The 17,515-nt window shown below is 53.5% G+C and carries 17 protein-coding genes; 11 read left to right on the top strand and 6 right to left on the bottom strand.

Annotated elements, in window-relative coordinates; all coding sequences use genetic code 11:
* Positions 1 to 44: 44 nt before the first annotated feature.
* Together araF and VPX56_RS13955 are read right to left on the bottom strand one after the other, a co-directional pair.
* Positions 45 to 1,034 carry an arabinose ABC transporter substrate-binding protein AraF gene (gene araF / locus VPX56_RS13950; RefSeq protein ID WP_131632224.1) on the bottom strand — a complete coding sequence of 330 codons (990 nt, stop codon included), beginning with the start codon at positions 1,032 to 1,034 and terminating at the stop codon, positions 45 to 47.
* A 316-nt stretch (positions 1,035 to 1,350) separates the two neighbouring features.
* The gene (locus tag VPX56_RS13955) at positions 1,351 to 1,908 is read right to left on the bottom strand and encodes a DJ-1 family glyoxalase III (protein ID WP_326467056.1); all 558 of its coding nucleotides are present in this window, start codon (positions 1,906 to 1,908) and stop codon (positions 1,351 to 1,353) included.
* A 505-nt stretch (positions 1,909 to 2,413) separates the two neighbouring features.
* On the opposite strand from VPX56_RS13955, the gene VPX56_RS13960 reads away from it, so the two are divergent.
* Together VPX56_RS13960 and VPX56_RS13965 are read left to right on the top strand one after the other, a co-directional pair.
* Positions 2,414 to 2,917: a non-heme ferritin-like protein gene (locus tag VPX56_RS13960; protein ID WP_326467058.1), complete on the top strand. Its 504-nt coding sequence runs from the start codon at positions 2,414 to 2,416 to the stop codon at positions 2,915 to 2,917.
* A gap of 154 nt (positions 2,918 to 3,071) precedes the next feature.
* A complete protein-coding gene (locus VPX56_RS13965) occupies positions 3,072 to 4,415 on the top strand; it encodes an anaerobic C4-dicarboxylate transporter (RefSeq protein ID WP_326467060.1) in 1,344 nt (447 codons plus the stop codon).
* Positions 4,416 to 4,495: 80 nt separating this feature from the next.
* Here VPX56_RS13965 and VPX56_RS13970 read toward each other — a convergent pair whose 3' ends face one another.
* Together VPX56_RS13970 and azuC are read right to left on the bottom strand one after the other, a co-directional pair.
* Positions 4,496 to 4,747: a DUF2766 family protein gene (locus VPX56_RS13970; RefSeq protein ID WP_006176098.1), complete on the bottom strand. Its 252-nt coding sequence runs from the start codon at positions 4,745 to 4,747 to the stop codon at positions 4,496 to 4,498.
* 107 nt (positions 4,748 to 4,854) lie between these two features.
* A complete protein-coding gene (gene azuC, locus VPX56_RS13975) occupies positions 4,855 to 4,938 on the bottom strand; it encodes a stress response protein AzuC (RefSeq protein ID WP_014832437.1) in 84 nt (27 codons plus the stop codon).
* A 215-nt stretch (positions 4,939 to 5,153) separates the two neighbouring features.
* Between azuC and VPX56_RS13980 the strand changes: the two genes are divergently transcribed.
* Positions 5,154 to 6,572, top strand: coding sequence for an MFS transporter (locus tag VPX56_RS13980; protein ID WP_326467062.1), 1,419 nt, complete (start codon positions 5,154 to 5,156; stop codon positions 6,570 to 6,572).
* Between the two features lie 43 nt (positions 6,573 to 6,615).
* On the opposite strand, the gene VPX56_RS13985 is transcribed toward VPX56_RS13980, so the two are convergent.
* Positions 6,616 to 7,254, bottom strand: coding sequence for an RpiB/LacA/LacB family sugar-phosphate isomerase (locus VPX56_RS13985; RefSeq protein WP_263610158.1), 639 nt, complete (start codon positions 7,252 to 7,254; stop codon positions 6,616 to 6,618).
* 329 nt (positions 7,255 to 7,583) lie between these two features.
* Here VPX56_RS13985 and yecR point away from each other — a divergent pair, with 329 nt between their 5' ends.
* From yecR to tyrP, 3 genes are all read left to right on the top strand, one after another.
* Positions 7,584 to 7,916, top strand: coding sequence for a YecR family lipoprotein (gene yecR / locus VPX56_RS13990; protein ID WP_326467066.1), 333 nt, complete (start codon positions 7,584 to 7,586; stop codon positions 7,914 to 7,916).
* Between the two features lie 209 nt (positions 7,917 to 8,125).
* Complete coding sequence (gene ftnA / locus VPX56_RS13995; RefSeq protein ID WP_263610160.1) at positions 8,126 to 8,623, top strand: non-heme ferritin; 498 nt, start codon at positions 8,126 to 8,128, stop codon at positions 8,621 to 8,623.
* A 255-nt stretch (positions 8,624 to 8,878) separates the two neighbouring features.
* Complete coding sequence (tyrP, locus tag VPX56_RS14000; protein WP_326467068.1) at positions 8,879 to 10,090, top strand: tyrosine transporter TyrP; 1,212 nt, start codon at positions 8,879 to 8,881, stop codon at positions 10,088 to 10,090.
* 31 nt (positions 10,091 to 10,121) lie between these two features.
* Here the strand turns inward: tyrP and VPX56_RS14005 are convergent, their stop codons facing one another.
* Positions 10,122 to 10,790, bottom strand: coding sequence for a YecA/YgfB family protein (locus VPX56_RS14005; RefSeq protein ID WP_326467070.1), 669 nt, complete (start codon positions 10,788 to 10,790; stop codon positions 10,122 to 10,124).
* A 425-nt stretch (positions 10,791 to 11,215) separates the two neighbouring features.
* Between VPX56_RS14005 and VPX56_RS14010 the strand changes: the two genes are divergently transcribed.
* The 5 genes from VPX56_RS14010 to VPX56_RS14030 all read left to right on the top strand — a co-directional run bounded on the left by VPX56_RS14010 (position 11,216) and on the right by VPX56_RS14030 (position 16,222).
* Entirely contained in the window at positions 11,216 to 12,337 is a 1,122-nt protein-coding gene (locus VPX56_RS14010) for a branched-chain amino acid ABC transporter substrate-binding protein (protein ID WP_131632214.1), read from the top strand.
* 99 nt (positions 12,338 to 12,436) lie between these two features.
* Complete coding sequence (locus VPX56_RS14015) at positions 12,437 to 13,351, top strand: ABC transporter permease subunit (RefSeq protein ID WP_263610163.1); 915 nt, start codon at positions 12,437 to 12,439, stop codon at positions 13,349 to 13,351.
* 11 nt (positions 13,352 to 13,362) lie between these two features.
* Positions 13,363 to 14,637: a high-affinity branched-chain amino acid ABC transporter permease LivM gene (gene livM / locus VPX56_RS14020; RefSeq protein ID WP_131632212.1), complete on the top strand. Its 1,275-nt coding sequence runs from the start codon at positions 13,363 to 13,365 to the stop codon at positions 14,635 to 14,637.
* Complete coding sequence (locus VPX56_RS14025; RefSeq protein ID WP_326467075.1) at positions 14,634 to 15,509, top strand: ABC transporter ATP-binding protein; 876 nt, start codon at positions 14,634 to 14,636, stop codon at positions 15,507 to 15,509. Before livM ends, VPX56_RS14025 begins: the two co-directional genes overlap by 4 nt.
* Positions 15,506 to 16,222 (top strand): ABC transporter ATP-binding protein, encoded by a 717-nt coding sequence (locus tag VPX56_RS14030; protein ID WP_326467077.1) that lies wholly within the window; start codon positions 15,506 to 15,508, stop codon positions 16,220 to 16,222. The genes VPX56_RS14025 and VPX56_RS14030 overlap by 4 nt, the downstream gene beginning before the upstream one ends.
* The last annotated feature ends 1,293 nt before the right edge of the window (positions 16,223 to 17,515 follow it).

The raw sequence follows: 17,515 nt of genomic DNA on the forward strand, positions 1-17,515 counted from the left end.
ACGTCTGGCCCCCCACGGTGCGTGAGGGGCACAATCACAGCGTATTACTTACCGCCCAGCCCTTTTTTCGCCAGCTCCTCTTTGAAGTTGTCGCGGGTGATCAGCACCACGTCGGTCACTTCGGTGAATTTTGGTGGCTCAGCGCCCTTGGTGACCCAGTTGTACAGCATCTCGCTGGATTTATAGCCGTGGACGTCCGGGCTTGGCAGCAGCGAGCCGTAGAACCCCGTCGCCTGGGCTTTAGACAGTTCGCTCACCGCGTCCACGCCGTTGATGCCGATGCCGATAACGTCAGGCGCCTTAAAGCCCTGCCCTTCGGTTGCGCGCACGCCGCCCAGCACGGTGTTGTCGTTCATGCCGACCACCAGCCAGTGCTTCACCTCGGGATGCTGCACCAGCATGGAGTTTGCCGCATCGAATGCACCCGGAATGTCGTTAGATTTAGTTGGCACCTTGTAGATTTGTTTCTCCGGGAAGCCCGCTGCTTTCAGGGCGTCCATTGAACCAGAGGTGCGACGGCGGGCGGTATCCAGCTCATCGGCGGTAATGGCCATCACGCCGGTTTCTTTGACATCCCACCCGCGTTTTTGCATCTCTTTATACAGTTCCTGCCCCTGACGCTCGCCGATTTTGGTCGCCGCCATCATGACCAGCGGCACGCTGTCCATCGGTTTGCCTTTGGCGTTGACGAACTGATCGTCAACGGCGATGACCTTCATGTCGTAGCCGCGCGCCTTCGCGGCGATGGCGGAGCCCAGCTTGGGATCGGGCGTGCAGATAACAAAGCCTTTCGCGCCGCTGGCCGCCAGGCTGTCGATGGCGTTCAGCGTTTTTTCGCCGTCCGGTACGGCAATTTTAATGACTTCAAAACCTAAATCTTTCCCGGCCTTATCGGCGAATTTCCATTCGGTCTGGAACCAGGGTTCTTCAGGCTGCTTAACCAAAAAACCGAGTTTTAAATTTTCAGCGATAGCGGATTGTGACATAACGGCAGCCAGGCCGATGGCCGCCAGCGCTTTAGTAAATTTGTGCATGGTTAACTCCAGCTTTAGCATTCTTTTCTGTAGGGAATATTTGCGTGCTTCTATTTTTATCGGACTTAAAACAAGGCATTAGCGCTTACCTCGTCATAAGCGTTAGTGCTGGTGATAGTTTTAGCGGGAAATTAATCATCCATAAGAGAGCGGCATCACACCGCAGAATTACAGTAATTGCGTACATAAATTCAGCGGAAAATGACATAAAAAAGCGTGGAATTGTCGGACAAATGAACAGGGGTTAAGCAGAATAGTCCATAAGATTAGCTAAGAAGTCCCTGATGGCCGGACGGCATAGCGTCCGGCGGGAAAATTACCAGCGATAGTAGATATGATCGGCGTGGTCGCGGACCGGCGCGTCGTCACCCAGGAGTCGGGCAGAAATCGTCAGCGCAAAGTCAAAGGCGTGTCCGAGCCCTTTGCCGCTGATGAGGTTTTGATCTTCAACGACGGGCGCATCCACATATTCGCCGTCTTTGACCGTCTCCCATAGCTCACCGGAGCAGACGTAACGGCGTCCCTTGAGCAGATCGTTCCCACCCAGAACGCGCGCTGCTGCCGAACAGATCGGGCATATCAGCTTCCCGCGCTCATCGTGCGCGGTAACGAAACGAATCACCTCCCGGCTGGCTGCCAGATTGACGCTGCCCTGCGGGCCGCCCGGTAACACCACCGCGTCGTAGAGCGTATCGATACGCTCGGATAAGGTGCTATCCGCCACCATTGGGATGTTATGGTAACTCACTACCGCACGCGATTCCGCGCAGGCCAGCGTTTCGACTTCAATGTGCAAGCGACGCAGGATATCAATCGTGATTATAGCTTCCGCCTCTTCAAAACCAGGTGCCAGCAGCACCGCTACTTTTGCCATCGTAAACCTCAATGAAAGTTACATAATAAAACATCGTTTCATTTTCACAGAGACAAGAAAAACAATCTTCCACCAGGATCACATTCCCGTCATTTTTTGCGGAAATTGATACAGCGCAATTTTTGTTCTGCAGGATATATTTTAAATATTGCGTACGGATTTTACTTATTCGCAGAATATTATATCGCGATGCAATTTCAAATATGAAAATAGCAACATACACGACACTTTAACCCTTAATTATCAATGCGTTAAAATATTCATTTTATATCTATCTGTACGAATTTCTGGACTATATTAAATTTTGTAATCTATCGTAAACACAGCCTAATTAAGAGTTTTCTTAGATCTAATACAAGGGTATGCTTATTTATATCGAACACAGGAAGTGAATATTCGGTCAGTTTTAATCAGCGCAGAGATGTCTTTCTGCCTCCACTGTATGTACCTGCCGGGTCAGGTTTAGATGCGGATTTCGCGTCCGCCAGTCAATAAGGATATGAGTATGACTACCCAAACAATGATGCAAAAACTGAATGCCCAGCTGAACCTCGAGTTCTATGCCTCCAATTTACATCTGCACCTGAGCGCCTGGTGTTCCGAAAAGAGTCTTAATGGCACCGCAACGTTCTTCCGTACCCAGGCGCAAAGTAACGTCACGCATATGATGCGGGTATTTAACTTTATGAAAGCTGCCGGTGCTAACCCTACCGTTAAGGCCCTGGAAACCATCGACGATGATTATTCCTCACTGGAAGAGCTGTTCCAGCGTACGCTTGAAGAGTATGAACAGCGCTGCAGCACGCTGAACAAACTTGCCGATGAAGCCAAAGCCCAACATGACAGCATCACCCTGAGATTCCTGCGCGAGATGGATAAAGAGCAACAGCAGGACGGCACACTGCTGAAAACGCTTGCAGATGAAATCCGCAGCGCGAAGCAGGCCGGCTTATGCCCTGAACAGACAGACCGCCATCTGCTCGAGATCGTGACGGTTCAGCACCACTAAGCGCTTTCACCTGCTCCGGCGCGGAGCAGGTTCCCTTCTCGTTATCAACTCACTGCTTTTGCTGACATTTAACAAATCAGATCTTGCTCCCAACGAATACCCTTACAACATGTGATGATTTATTTCATTACATCTTCATTGACGAGGGAGCATCATGATCACCATTGAGTTTATTGTCATTATTGCCTGTCTGCTGGTAGGAACACGGTTTGGCGGGATGGGGCTCGGGCTGATAAGCGGCATCGGCCTGTTCGTTTTAAGCTTTGTCTTCGGTTTGCAGCCCGGCAAACCGCCGGTGGACGTGATGCTGACCATTCTGGCCGTTATCGGCTGTGCGGCGACCCTGCAAACGGCGGGTGGTCTGAACGTTATGATGCAGTTTGCCGAACGCCTTTTGCGAAAGCATCCCCAGCACATTACCCTTCTCGCCCCTTTTACCACCTGGATGCTGACCTTTCTGTGCGGAACGGGGCACGTGGTGTACACCATGTTTCCCATCATTGCGGATATCGCCCTGAAAAAAGGGATACGCCCGGAACGCCCTATGGCCGTGGCATCGATTGCCTCACAGATGGCGATCACCGCCTCGCCGGTTTCCGTTGCCGTGGTGTCGCTGATCTCCATTCTGGGGGCGCAGCACGGGATAGGCCACGCGTGGGGAATTCTCGACATCCTCGCCGTGTCGGTGCCCGCCTCGCTGTTTGGCGTCGCCATCGCTGCGCTATGGAGCCTGCGCCGCGGGAAGGATTTAGCCGATGACCCGGATTTCCAGGAGAAACTGAAAGATCCAAAACAGCGGGACTTTATCTACGGCGGAACGGAAACGTTAATGAATCAGCGCTTCCCTAAGCAGGCGTACTGGTCCACCTGGATCTTCTTTGCCGGGATTGCCGTGGTTGTCCTGCTGGGCGCGCTGCCCGAGCTACGCCCTGCCTTCGAGGTGAAAGGCAAAATGACGGCGCTGTCGATGAACCTTGTCATCCAGATGATGATGCTTATTGCCGGCGCGGTGATGCTCATGGCCTGTAAGGTACAAGCCACTGCCATTTCTAACGGCGCGGTATTCAAAGCGGGAATGGTCGCCATCTTTTCGGTATTCGGCGTGGCGTGGATGAGCGATACCTTTTTCCAGGCCCATCTCGACGAACTCAAAATGGCGCTGGAAGGCGTGGTGAAAAGCCATCCGTGGACCTATGCCATCGTGCTGTTTCTGGTTTCTAAGCTGGTGAATAGCCAGGCGGCGGCGCTAACGGCGGTTGCGCCGATGGGCTTAATGCTGGGCATCGATCCGAAAATGCTGATTGCCTTCTTCCCGGCCTCTTACGGATATTTTGTGTTGCCGACCTACCCAAGCGATTTAGCCTGCATCGGCTTTGACCGTTCCGGCACAACGAGGATTGGGAAATTCATCATCAACCACAGCTTTATCCTGCCAGGGCTGATCGGCGTAAGCTGCGCCTGCGCGGCGAGCTATCTGCTGGTACAAACCTTCTTCTAAACGCTTGCGGGGCGACGTTCGCCGTCGCCCTCAGACGTTTTGTTAGAAATGTGTTTCTAATTTCAAAACATCGGTTTATTTTAGTGAGACTCACCCTGCGGCGTGAACCTGAGTTCGATCAGCGCGATGGCTTTCTGGATCGCACGAAGCGTAACCGGATCCGCTGCAGCAGGATGGCTGGTGAAATCGATATTCTTCAGTTGGGTAGACATTTTTTCGCGCACTTCGACCGGCGCGATAACGTCAATCACATCAAGGATTTGTTTGATAACCAACTGGCATGCGACGACGTCAGACACCAGTTCCTGATCGGCGCTCAGGTTTTGTGACATGGGCTTTCTCCTTATTCAAAGGCCGCCATAGTAGCAAAACACGCGCCCTTTCATCTCCCTCTCGTCACTCGCAGGCATAAAAAAACCTGCCGAAGCAGGTTTTTTTATCAGAACATCGCACCCGGTGGGACGTCTTTGAAGGTGTTGCAGTAGTTAGCCCACATGCTTTTCAGGATTTTGCGCAGTTTCATTCTGATGCTCCGGTAATGTGTTATGCAGGTGTTATTGTTGATACGCCTATAATATGACCACCATCACAAAAAACAACACTTTTGTGATGTGAATCACGTTTATTAATTCACCCGTTCTCGCATTTTGTTAAGAAAATTAACGTAAATTCCGTAGGTTACGGCCCTATAAGTTCCAGTAAATTTTTATAATTTTTTTTGATACGACAGGCGTAAAAATGAGTGAAAACATAACTGGCAAAGAGAGCCGCGGCTTATCGCCCGCGGCGCTGCTGGTTGCCGGTGCTTTCTTTATGGAGTTTCTGGACGGTACGGTGATTGCTACCGCCCTGCCCGACATGGCAAAAAGCTTCGGCGTACAGGCCGTTGATTTGAACGTCGGTATCAGCGCGTATTTGATTACCCTCGCGGTGCTGATCCCAGCCAGCGGGTGGATTGCAGACCGTTTCGGCGCGCGCAGGGTATTTGCCCTGGCGCTGGCCATCTTCACGCTGGCCTCGGTTTTTTGCGGCCTTTCCACGACCGTCGATCGGTTCGTCGCCATGCGCGTGCTGCAGGGGATGGGCGGCGCGCTGATGGTGCCCGTTGGGCGGCTGGCGGTGCTGCGCACGACCCCAAAACATCAGCTGATTACCGCCATCGCCACCCTGACCTGGCCTGCCCTGGTTGCGCCCATCATTGGCCCTCCGCTCGGCGGGTTCATCACCAGCTACGCCGACTGGCGCTGGATCTTCTTTATTAACGTTCCGCTGGGGCTTATTGCCATTGTTCTGGCGCTGCGCATCATCCCCGATCTGCATGAGGACGGGCGTCGGCCCTTTGACCTGCCGGGATTTTTAGCGACAACCGTAGCGATGGTGTGCCTGGTGTATGCGATGGAATCGATGGGAGGGCAGCATCTTCAGGGAGGGTTGACCCTGGGGCTGCTTGCCGTTGGCGTGGTGTCGCTCACGTTTGCCCTGCGTCATTTCAGGCGAGCTGAATGGCCGATGATCCGCCTTGATGCCATGCGGGTCGCCACGTTTCGCGTCACCCTGTACGGCGGCTCCCTGTTTCGCGCCTCGATCAGCGCGGTGCCCTTTCTGCTGCCGCTGATGTTTCAGGTTGGATTTGGTATGGATGCCTTTCATTCTGGCCTGCTGGTCCTGGCCGTTTTCGTTGGCAATCTGACCATTAAACCTGCCACCACGCCGCTCATTCGTGGTCTCGGCTTCAGGCGGCTATTGCTGATCAACGGCGCGCTCAACGTTCTTTCGCTACTGGCCTGCGCGTTTCTCACGCCGGACACGCCCGCGTGGCTGATTATGCTTATCCTCTATCTTGGCGGCGTCTTCCGTTCAATTCAGTTTACCGCGGTGAGCACCCTCGCTTTTGCCGATGTGCCTTCTGAACAGATGAGCTATGCCAATACGCTCTTTTCAACCGCCACGCAGCTTGCCGTTGGGCTGGGGATCACGCTGGGGGCAATCGGCATTCGCATCGGTGAACAAGTCAGCGGGAGCCTGGGGCTTACGTCTGTTCCAGGAATAAGCTTCCGGCTGGCCTTCGTGGCGATCGCGCTGATTTGCCTGGTGGGGATGTTTGACACGCTGCGGCTGACGAAAGATGCCGGTAGCGCAGTTTCGGCGAAAAAATAGGTGAACAGGCCGGGCGGGCGCGGTGCCGCCCGGCGCGTTATTCTCAGCCAACGATGCCGCGAACAAAGGCTTCGATCTCTTTGTCCTGGCAGTTTTCAAAGAAGCACTGCTGGAAGCGCTGGCCCGAAACGGCCGTTTTCACCAGCTCAGGATCGATGGCGCGCAGGGTGTCGAGGTAGTTCTCTTTTACCACGGCGGCTTTCACCTGATTCAGAATGCCGGCGTTACGCACCTGCGGCTCTTTACGCTCTGGCGGATAGCCTTCACCCTTGCGTCCGGTGAACGCTTTTTCGAAGATAAAGCGAACGTTAAGCTCAGCTCCCCAGCCAAAGCCTTTTGCAAACGGCAGAGACAGCGCGTTGCCGTTGTTAATTTGTGAAAACAGGAACGCATCAGCAGGGTCGATGCAGTAGCCGCAGATCACGCCAGGATGAATGTTCAGCGACATCAGCGCGCCCTGGCCGGTACCGCAGCCCGTCACCACAAAATCAACGGCTTTCGCATTCAGCAAAATGCTCGCCATAATGCCCAGATGAATGTAGGTAAGATGGTGATCGTTTTCATCACTCATGCCAACGTTATAAACCGGGAACCCTTTCTCGTCGGCTACCGCCTTTAACTCATTGAGTATGACAGGGTTTTTAGCGGCCTGGCTGTTTTCCATCATCAGTGCAATTTTCATCTTGTCTCTCCTGAATGCGTTGCGGGAACTCCCGCCATGGATACCTTTTCGCATTAACCTTACTATCAAACAAACATGCTTTCAAATTAACTGAAAACTTGTTTTAAAAAACAAAGATGCGCTCACAATTTCACGTTTATTCGAGATTGCGTTCTGCAAAGTTAAAAGCGCTGTTATCACCGATGCGTTCGCGCGGCGGGCAGCCCGGGCCGGTATGGACACATGATTTGGCTCGTTACAAAGAGAAAGGGCAGATCGTTCGGCTATTCCAGCCATTGCGTCAGGCGTATACGGGTACGATACCTGTTTCCATTCACGTAGAGTGAACCATGAAAAGAGTATTGGTCGTCGGCACGATCCTGCTGCTTGCAGGATGTAGCATAAATCGTCAGGCGGAAGTCAGCAGCCTGGATGCCCCAAACGGCATTGTCCGCCTCAACTACGGTCAGGCGATGCTGCAGAATGCCCACTCGGATGCGTATGTGAATAACGGTACGGCGGAAAAAGCCTGTCAGAGCATGGGATATGCCACCGCATCCGCGTATGGTCAGCCCATCAAAACCTGCACCCTCATCAGCGGCTCGCTGTGCCTGAACGAGACGATGACCATTCAGTATAAATGCATGGGCTACGCCGTTACCCCTAACGCAAATAATCCCTGATATTAATCACCACTGCCAGCCATGGCTGGCAGTATATTTAATTACGAACAAAAATAATTCTCATTAATTAATATAAAAATCGCCAATGCGTTTTATTCCCATTCGTATTTTTAAATAAACAAATATTTATTTTACGTTTTGCAAATAATTAAATAACAAATTATAGTGTCGCTCATCGTGAACCAGAAATAATAAACCGGAGCTTCACCATGCTGAAAACTGAAATGATCGACAAGCTCAATGCTCAAATGAACCTTGAGCTTTTTTCATCCTTGCTTTACCAGCAGATGAGCGCCTGGTGCAGCTATCACAGCTTTGAAGGCGCGGCTGCGTTTCTGCGCCGCCACGCTCAGGAAGAGATGACCCACATGCAGCGTCTCTTTGATTATCTGACGGATACGGGCAGCCTGCCGCGCATCGATCCTGTCGCCTCTCCGGTTGCCGAATACGGTTCTCTGGATGAACTGTTCCGCGCCACCTACGAGCACGAGCAGCTCATTACGCAGAAAATTAACGAACTGGTGCACGCCGCCATGATTGGCCAGGATTATCCGACCTTTAATTTCCTGCAGTGGTATGTTGCCGAGCAACATGAAGAAGAGAAGCTGTTTAAATCGGTGCTGGATAAACTGTCTCTGGCCGGTAAATCAGGTGAAGGCCTTTACTTTATTGATAAAGAGCTGGCGACCCTCGATACGCAAAATTAATCTTAAAGCGGTGCTGATTTTTCAGCACCGTTTTAATCGCGCTTCCTAATAAATCTCTCCTCCCTTTTGCCCTCTGAATAAACGCATTAATCCTTCGCCTGAAGGGAAATGTGCGCTGGCCCTTAATCCTTCTCGCCCCGAACCGTTGTAAACTAATGATTACACAGCCTGTAACGGTGATTTGACGAGATAACGCTTTTCCCTTACTCTGCGCCGCAGATTTGGTCGCGATTACGAGTCGTTGTAGAGGAAAGCGTGAAAAACAGAACTCTGGGAAGTATTTTTATCGTCGCAGGAACGACGATTGGCGCAGGAATGCTGGCAATGCCGCTGGCAGCCGCAGGCGTAGGATTTGGCGTGACGCTGCTGCTGCTTGGCCTGCTCTGGGCGCTGATGTGCTATACCGCGCTTCTGCTGCTGGAGGTTTACCAGCATGTCCCGGCGGATACAGGGCTGGGCTCTCTTGCCGCCCGCTACCTGGGACGTTACGGCCAGTGGATCACGGGCTTTAGCATGATGTTCCTGATGTACGCGCTGACGGCGGCCTATATCAGCGGAGCCGGGGAGCTGATTGCCTCCAGCGTCAACGACTGGTTTGGTTCAGATATTACGCCGGCGACGGGGGCTATATTCTTCGCGCTCATCGGCGGCGGCGTGGTGTGCGCGGGCACGTCGCTGGTCGATCTGTTTAACCGCTTTCTGTTTAGCGCCAAAATTTTGTTTTTGGTTGTGATGCTGGTTCTGCTGGCACCGCACGTGCACAAGGTGAACCTGCTGACGCTGCCGCTGGAAAAAGGGCTGGCGCTTTCCGCCATCCCGGTCATCTTCACCTCGTTTGGCTTCCACGGCAGCGTGCCGAGCATCGTCAGCTATATGAACGGCGATATCCGCAAGCTGCGCCGCGTGTTTGTTATCGGCAGCGCCATTCCGCTCATCGCCTATATCTTCTGGCAGCTGGTGACGCTCGGCAGCATTGACTCATCCACCTTTATTGGCCTGATGGCGGAGCACTCCGGGCTGAACGGCTTCCTGCTGACGTTGCGCGAGGTTGTGACCTCTACGCACGTTGAGCTGGCGGTGCACCTGTTTGCGGACCTGGCGCTGGCAACCTCGTTTCTGGGCGTGGCGCTGGGTCTGTTTGATTATCTTGCTGACCTGTTCCAGCGTCGTAATACCCTCGGCGGGCGTTTGCAGACGGGGGCAATTACCTTCCTGCCGCCCCTGGCCTTTGCGCTCTTCTACCCGCGCGGGTTTGTGATGGCGCTGGGCTATGCGGGCGTGGCGTTGTCGATCCTCGCCCTGCTGCTGCCTTCCCTGCTGGCGTGGAAGAGTCGTCAACGGCATCCGGCCCAGGGCTATCGCGTGGCGGGCGGTAAACCGCTGCTGTGCCTGGTATTTGCCGCTGGGGTGGGAATTATTCTGGTGCAGATGCTGATTGCGGCGGGGATGTTGCCAGAGGTAGGTTAAAAAGAAAGGGGCTACGATTAGCCCCTTTTTATTAATGCAAACAGCAGCTCTTGAACTTCTTCCCGCTGCCGCACGGACACGGATCGTTGCGCCCTACTTTCGCCCCGTTAACGGTCGGCTTTTTCACTTCCGGCTGCTGCGGGTTCTCCACCCAGTAGTTATACAGGCGCAGCGCCGCAGGCCGGATGCTCTCAATGCTGGCGGTGTATTCCTCTTCGGTCAGCTCGTCCAGCTTCTCGCTGTTCTCCTCTGAACCGTGCAGGGCAATCACGTCCAGATCGGCTTTCAGCTCTTCCGGCAGAGAAGACCAGTCCGTCAGCGCCACGCCGCGCATATAGCCATAGCACCACTCCTCAACTACCGTATAGCTTTGACCGTCGACGTCGGTGAAACCAAACATCGGCTCAAACTGATCCGGGTATTCGCTCAGGCGTTCAGCAATATCGTTCATATGCTTAAAGCAGAGATCGATAAAACGGTTCATCTCACGATCGTTTTTCCAGCGCGGAATGTGCTTCTCGCCACCCCAAACCGCCACCAGCCAGGCATCGGGTTCAACCACCCGCGGGCCGGAAAGTACGGCGGTAAGCATGCCGTCGAGTTCGGACACGTCAATCACGGATGCATCGTCATGACCGTAAGACATTAACGTCTCTTCCAGCCACTCCATTTCGCTTTCATTTAATGGGCCTTCCGTCATTGCTGATACTCCTGATCAAAAGGAAAAGATCCTGGCATATATCACCGCCCGTGCCTATCTGAAGTTTAGGTCTTTATTGCTGCATAAACGTGCAATTCGTGACCGTTGCACAACTTATGGGCTTTGTTGTTAACGAGATGTGATCTGCACTGTAATTTCACTTCATCCCGCAAGGCGGCATAAAACGGCACTCTATACTCAAACATGTCGCAACCCCGTCAGCGGGTTAACCATTCTGGCAACAATTTTGCTTAATGTTCTGCGCGCGTCAGGCGCAAGGAAACCTCGCCGTATTAAGTAGGATGCTGTCTGGATCTCGTTCGTTTAGTGCATTTTGTTCTCCGTTTTATTTTCGGATTGGCTGCGCCGCCGGGCGTTCGGGTTTACACCCTGGTGCAAAAACCTCTTTGCTAAGGAACATAATAATGTCGCTGAAATTTATCAAAAGTCCCCTCTCTCTCGTGCTGGCCGGATGTCTGGTGACGGCATTTTCCGCTCGGGCAGATATTGTCATCGGCGTGGCCGGACCGTTTACCGGCCCCAATGCGACCTATGGCGATCAGTACTGGCACGGTGCAACACAGGCAGCAGAAGACATTAACGCCGCAGGCGGGATCGGCGGTGAGAAGATTAAGCTGGTTCAGGGGGATGACGCCTGCGAGCCCAAACAGGCCGTTGCGGTCGCCAACCGTTTAGTCGATCAGGACAAGGTGAACGCGGTGGTGGGCCACTTCTGCTCCTCCTCCACCATGCCCGCCTCCGAGGTGTATAGCGACGCGGGCATTCTGGCCATCACGCCTGGCTCAACCAACCCGCTCATCACCGAACGCGGCATGAGCGATATGTTCCGCATGTGCGGTCGCGATGACCAGCAGGGTCAGGTCGCCAGCGACTTCATCATCGATAAGCTCAAGGCCAAACGCGTGGTGATTATTCACGATAAAGACACCTACGGTCAGGGCCTGGCCGACGCCACCAAAGCGGCGCTGGCGAAGCGCGGCGTGCAGGACGTGATGTATGAAGGGTTATCGCGCGGTGAAAAAGACTTTAACGCGCTGGTGACCAAAATCGGTGCGCAAAAGCCCGACGTGGTGTTCTTTGGCGGCTGTCACCCGGAAGCCGGTCCGCTGGTTCGCCAGATGCGTGAGCAGGGCGTGCAGGCGAAGTTCTTCTCCGGGGACTGCATCGTCAACGAGGAGATGGTTACCGCGGCCGGCGGGCCACAATACACCAACGGCATTTATATGACCTTCGGTAAAGATCCGCGCCTGATCCCGGACGGTAAAGCCGTAATTGAGAAGTTCCGCGCCGGTAAATTCGAACCTGAAGGTTACACCCTCTACTCCTATGCCTCCGTACAGGCCATAGCCGCGGCGTTCAAAGCCACCGGAGGCAAAGATTCAGCGAAAGCCAGCGAATGGCTGAAAGCCAATTCCGTGGATACGGTGATGGGTAAAAAGGCCTGGGACAGCAAAGGCGATCTGAAAGTGTCTGACTACGTGGTTTACCAGTGGGATGACCAAGGAAAATATAAGGAAGTGCAGTAACGGGACGGAGTCACGCTCAACGTCGGCGGGCTATTCTGCCGACGCTCACGACACATCAGGCTGCGCGCGCCGCGTGGCCTCTATAAAGAGCGCGCTAAGATGAGCACATTCTTCCTGCAACAGTTAATCAATGGATTAACGCTGGGTTCGGTGTACGGGTTGATCGCCATCGGCTATACCATGGTCTACGGCATCATTGGCATGATCAACTTTGCCCACGGCGAAGTGTATATGATTTCGGCCTATCTCTGCGCCATTGGCCTGGCGCTGCTGTCCTTTTTTGGCCTGCAGTCGTTTCCTCTGCTGATCCTCGGCACCCTGGTTTTCACGATCGTCGTGACGGGCGTGTACGGCTGGACCATCGAGCGTATTGCCTATAAGCCCCTGCGCAACTCCACGCGTCTGGCACCGCTGATCTCTGCCATTGGCATGTCGCTCATCCTGCAAAACTACGCCCAGCTTAGTCAGGGGCCGCGTCAGCAAGGGGTTCCCACCCTGCTGGATGGCGTGCTGCGCGTGCATCTGGGCGAGGGGTTTGTCCAAATTACCTACACCAAAATCTTCATTCTGATTGCATCGTTCGCGGGCATGTTGATTCTGACCTGGATAATCAGCCGCACCCGACTTGGGCGGATGTGTCGTGCGGTGCAGCAGGATCGCAAAATGGCCTCCATTCTGGGGATCAATACCGACAGAATTATTTCGCTGGTCTTTGTGATCGGCGCGGCGATGGCCGGGCTGGCGGGCGTGCTGATCACCATGAACTACGGCACCTTTGATTTTTACGTTGGGTTTGTCATTGGCATTAAGGCGTTTACCGCAGCGGTGCTTGGCGGCATTGGCTCTCTGCCGGGCGCGATGCTCGGCGGGTTAATTCTGGGAATAGCCGAAGCGCAATTTTCCGGCATGGTAAATTCAGACTACAAAGACGTGTTCTCATTCGGGCTACTGGTGTTGATCCTGATTTTCAGACCTCAGGGGCTGCTGGGCCGTCCTGTCGTGGCGAAGGTGTGAGGGTGACGACGATGACGACTGACGGATTTTCCCTTAAGCGCTGCACGCTGGACGCGATTTTTTCAGGGCTGATTGCGCTGATCGTATTTGGCCCAATTGCGGGCGTTGTGCTGGACGGATACAGCTTTAACTTTGAAGGCCAGCGGCTGGCCTGGATAATAGGCATCGTCATGCTGGGGCGTTTCGTGCTGAGTGCATTTTTAGGCACGGCTGTCGGCGCGCGATTCCAGGCGCGATTTGAAGCCGACAGCGCGGGCGTTTACGTCCGCCCGCCGGACTATAAGAGCCGTATGCGCTGGATTATTCCTCTGGTGATTGCCCTGGCCGTCTGCTTTCCGTTTGTGGCCACAAAATATGTCCTGACGGTGGCGATTCTGGGGATGATTTACGTTCTGCTTGGTCTCGGGCTCAACATCGTCGTCGGGCTGGCGGGACTACTGGATCTGGGCTATGTCGCCTTTTATGCCATTGGCGCATACGGTCTGGCGCTTGGATATCAGTATCTGGGGCTGGGCTTCTGGAGCATGCTCCCCCTCGCCGCCATCATGGCCGCTGCCGCGGGCGCGCTGCTCGGCTTCCCCGTGCTGCGCATGCACGGTGACTATCTGGCCATCGTCACGCTCGGCTTTGGGGAGATTATCCGCCTGGTCTTAAACAACTGGCTGACATTCACCGGCGGACCAAACGGGGTGTCGGCCCCTCCTCCAACCTTTTTCGGCCTGGAATTTGGTCGCCGCGCCAGGGAGGGCGGCGTTCCGTTCCATGAGTTCTTCCACCTGACCTACAACCCGAACATGAAGTTTATCTTTATCTACGCGGTGCTGTTTCTTGTGGTCATGCTGGTGCTCTACATCAAGCATCGCCTGACGAGAATGCCGATTGGTCGGGCATGGGAAGCGCTGCGGGAAGATGAAATCGCCTGCCGCTCAATGGGGTTAAACCATGTTCTGGTTAAGCTCTCAGCCTTTACGCTCGGGGCATCAACCGCGGGGATTGCAGGCGTGTTCTTCGCGACCTATCAGGGGTTTGTTAATCCCACCTCCTTCACCTTTTTCGAGTCTGCGCTGATTCTGGCCATCGTGGTGCTGGGCGGGATGGGGTCGACGCTTGGGGTGGTGCTGGCCGCCTTTGTACTTACCGTCACGCCGGAGCTGCTGCGCAGCTTTGCGGAGTACCGGGTTTTGTTATTTGGCATGCTGATGGTGGTGATGATGATCTGGCGTCCGCGCGGGCTAATCCGCATTAACCGGAGCGGCTTCGGCGTGCGCAAGGGGGTAGCGCCATGAATGGAACAATTTTAAGCGTGGAGCACCTGATGATGCACTTTGGCGGCATCAGGGCGTTAAACGACGTTAACCTAAGCGTGCAGCGCGGATCGATTACCGCGCTGATCGGCCCAAACGGCGCGGGGAAAACGACGGTGTTCAACTGCCTGACCGGATTCTATAAGGCTTCACGCGGCAGCATACTTTTCAACACGCGCAGTAAAACGACCAACGTTATACAGGTGCTTGGGCAAAAATTTCAGCCGGGCGACTGGATAAATCCGGCGCAGCTTGGGCAACGTATTTTCTACAAAATGTTCGGCGGCACCCACCTGGTTAACCGCGCCGGTCTCGCGCGCACCTTCCAGAATATCCGGCTGTTTCGGGAGATGTCGGTCGTGGAGAACCTGCTGGTCGCACAGCATATGCGCGTGAATCGCAATCTGCTTGCCGGCGTGCTGAACACGCCTGCTTACCGGCGGGCAGAAAGCGACGCGCTGGACAGCGCTTTCTACTGGCTGGAAGTGGTTGATTTAGTGGATTGCGCCAATCGTCTGGCGGGCGAGATGTCTTACGGGCAACAGCGGCGGCTGGAAATCGCGCGCGCCATGTGTACCGGACCGGAGATGATCTGTCTCGATGAACCAGCCGCGGGCCTGAACCCGGTTGAAACGCACAGGTTAAGCAGCATTATCCGCTTTCTGCGCGATCGCCATGAGATCACGGTGTTACTGATTGAGCACGATATGGGGATGGTGATGGATATTTCGGACAACATTATCGTGCTCGATCACGGGGACGTCATTGCGCAGGGGAAACCGGCGGCGATCCAGCATGATGAGAAGGTTATTGCAGCCTACCTGGGCACGGATGAAAGCGAGGTCAGCCTGTGAGTGAACCCATGCTGGCATTTCGCGAGGTAGACGTGTTCTACGGCGTTATTCAGGCGCTTAAGCAGGTCTCTCTTGAGGTGAATAAAGGTGAAACTGTCGCCCTGATTGGGGCTAACGGCGCGGGGAAATCGACATTGCTGATGTCAATTTTTGGCCAGCCGCGCATCCGTAGCGGGCAGATCCTTTTTTGCGGGAGCGATATCAGCCACAAATCCACCCACTACGTGGCCTCGGGCGGTATCGCCCAGGCGCCTGAAGGACGGCGGATATTCCCGGATATGACGGTTGAGGAGAACTTGCTTATGGGCACCATCCCGATTGGTAATCAGTTTGCCGCCGGGGATATGCAGAATATGTTCGACCTCTTCCCTCGCCTCAAGGAGCGCCGCAAACAGCGCGCCATGACCATGTCGGGGGGCGAGCAGCAGATGCTGGCTATCGCCCGGGCGCTGATGAGCCGCCCTAAGCTTCTGTTGCTGGATGAACCCAGCCTGGGTCTGGCACCGATTGTGGTTAAACAGATTTTTCAGACCCTGCGCGAGCTGGCGCGCAACGGCATGACCATTTTCCTGGTAGAGCAAAACGCGCATCACGCACTAAAACTTGCCGACCGTGGATATGTGATGGTCAATGGGCACATTCGTATGAGCGGCAGCGGCGAAGAGCTGCTGGGGAACCAGGAGGTAAGGAAGGCGTATTTGCGTGGGGTTTAACTGTTAAATACCGGGCACAAAAAACCACCTTTTGGTGGTTTTACAACACTGATTATTCTTTATTTCCCATGGGAGTTGGAGTGAGATCTAAAACACACAGCGTGAACGCTGCGGGATTTTGAATAGGTAGCTAAAATCAAGAAAATATAATGCCGCTCAAAATACTCATAACTATTTACCCAATATAGTACAAGAATTTAAGATTATTACCATAAGCCGTCCGAAAAGAGGATAATAAAAACCGCCGTTTTCGATCACTTTCCATCCGCCATATGCTAACCAAAATATTGCCAACCTTCTCATTGACTGCCTACAGCGACTTGATAAGTAGAACGGTCTGACAATATATCATTGAGCCAGTTGCAATGGAACTTTCATTTGTTGGACCCGGTCTGTTAAAATCGGCATGCATGGCACCATGAACTAAACGGTACGCGTAGTCGATCAGCCCACGAGCAACATGTGAAGTAACAGGAAAATTATGGGTTATTTCTCGGTGGAGAATATCCCCGGATGTAACTAGGGATTCTTCGGTATCGGTATCCTTCAGAAAATTGAGGCTTCAGGAATATTCAGCTATTTTTTCATTATTTAAAAAATGCTCTCCTATACACACCGCTCATTCTGACCATAGCAGTCGCTCTTCTGAACTTTAATCGGGCAGGAGTTTCCTCCATCCCCCTTATTCCATCATCGAATCACTTCACATGTACGTTAAATGTTACTGGAATTGATGTGCTTTTAGTACATAGACGAGAATTAGTCTCAAAGTCCAAAGTGGTACAGGCAGAATAAAGCAATCCAGGCTTTTGCAGTTCGGTCAGTGGAACCTTGATTTTGCATTCACTGTGTGTACCAGCAATGTTTTACTTTAAATAGCTTAGATTTGGTCGCAATTCACCAGCGTCAACATCACGACACGCACCGCCGGTTTACCATACACCGTTTTCCACCACGATAAATCGTCTTACTGCCGCTACCATCTTTAGATGGTAGTCAGGCTGTTGCCTTCTCCCCCATTCAGGAAGTGAACGAGGATTTAGGATCAGCCCCAGAACTGCTGCTCTGAGCTTAGTTTTGGTGGTATGCATTTTCCAACTCCCTTCAAGCTTGCCATCATTGTTTTCTAAGAGAGATGAAGCAGGTTGGTCAGTAGACCCGATAAGAGGCCCCCAAGCACCTCTATAGCAGCCACATTGCTTGGCTCAACGCATCAAGAAGCTATGGTAGGTAGTTATCAAAGCTGCCATAAGATGTGCTGTACGACAGCCCTGCATCCTCGTCTGAGAGCCT

It is taken from the genome of Enterobacter wuhouensis, assembly GCF_035835995.1.
GTDB classification, from domain to species: Bacteria; Pseudomonadota; Gammaproteobacteria; order Enterobacterales; family Enterobacteriaceae; genus Enterobacter; species Enterobacter wuhouensis.

Coding starts and splice junctions, on each gene's coding strand:
- araF (WP_131632224.1), bottom strand. CDS start 1,034: ATGCACAAATTTACTAAAGCGCTGGCGGCCATCGGCCTGGCTGCCGTT.
- VPX56_RS13955 (WP_326467056.1), bottom strand. CDS start 1,908: ATGGCAAAAGTAGCGGTGCTGCTGGCACCTGGTTTTGAAGAGGCGGAA.
- VPX56_RS13960 (WP_326467058.1), top strand. CDS start 2,414: ATGACTACCCAAACAATGATGCAAAAACTGAATGCCCAGCTGAACCTC.
- VPX56_RS13965 (WP_326467060.1), top strand. CDS start 3,072: ATGATCACCATTGAGTTTATTGTCATTATTGCCTGTCTGCTGGTAGGA.
- VPX56_RS13970 (WP_006176098.1), bottom strand. CDS start 4,747: ATGTCACAAAACCTGAGCGCCGATCAGGAACTGGTGTCTGACGTCGTC.
- azuC (WP_014832437.1), bottom strand. CDS start 4,938: ATGAAACTGCGCAAAATCCTGAAAAGCATGTGGGCTAACTACTGCAAC.
- VPX56_RS13980 (WP_326467062.1), top strand. CDS start 5,154: ATGAGTGAAAACATAACTGGCAAAGAGAGCCGCGGCTTATCGCCCGCG.
- VPX56_RS13985 (WP_263610158.1), bottom strand. CDS start 7,254: ATGAAAATTGCACTGATGATGGAAAACAGCCAGGCCGCTAAAAACCCT.
- yecR (WP_326467066.1), top strand. CDS start 7,584: ATGAAAAGAGTATTGGTCGTCGGCACGATCCTGCTGCTTGCAGGATGT.
- ftnA (WP_263610160.1), top strand. CDS start 8,126: ATGCTGAAAACTGAAATGATCGACAAGCTCAATGCTCAAATGAACCTT.
- VPX56_RS14005 (WP_326467070.1), bottom strand. CDS start 10,790: ATGACGGAAGGCCCATTAAATGAAAGCGAAATGGAGTGGCTGGAAGAG.
- VPX56_RS14010 (WP_131632214.1), top strand. CDS start 11,216: ATGTCGCTGAAATTTATCAAAAGTCCCCTCTCTCTCGTGCTGGCCGGA.
- VPX56_RS14015 (WP_263610163.1), top strand. CDS start 12,437: ATGAGCACATTCTTCCTGCAACAGTTAATCAATGGATTAACGCTGGGT.
- livM (WP_131632212.1), top strand. CDS start 13,363: ATGACGACTGACGGATTTTCCCTTAAGCGCTGCACGCTGGACGCGATT.
- VPX56_RS14025 (WP_326467075.1), top strand. CDS start 14,634: ATGAATGGAACAATTTTAAGCGTGGAGCACCTGATGATGCACTTTGGC.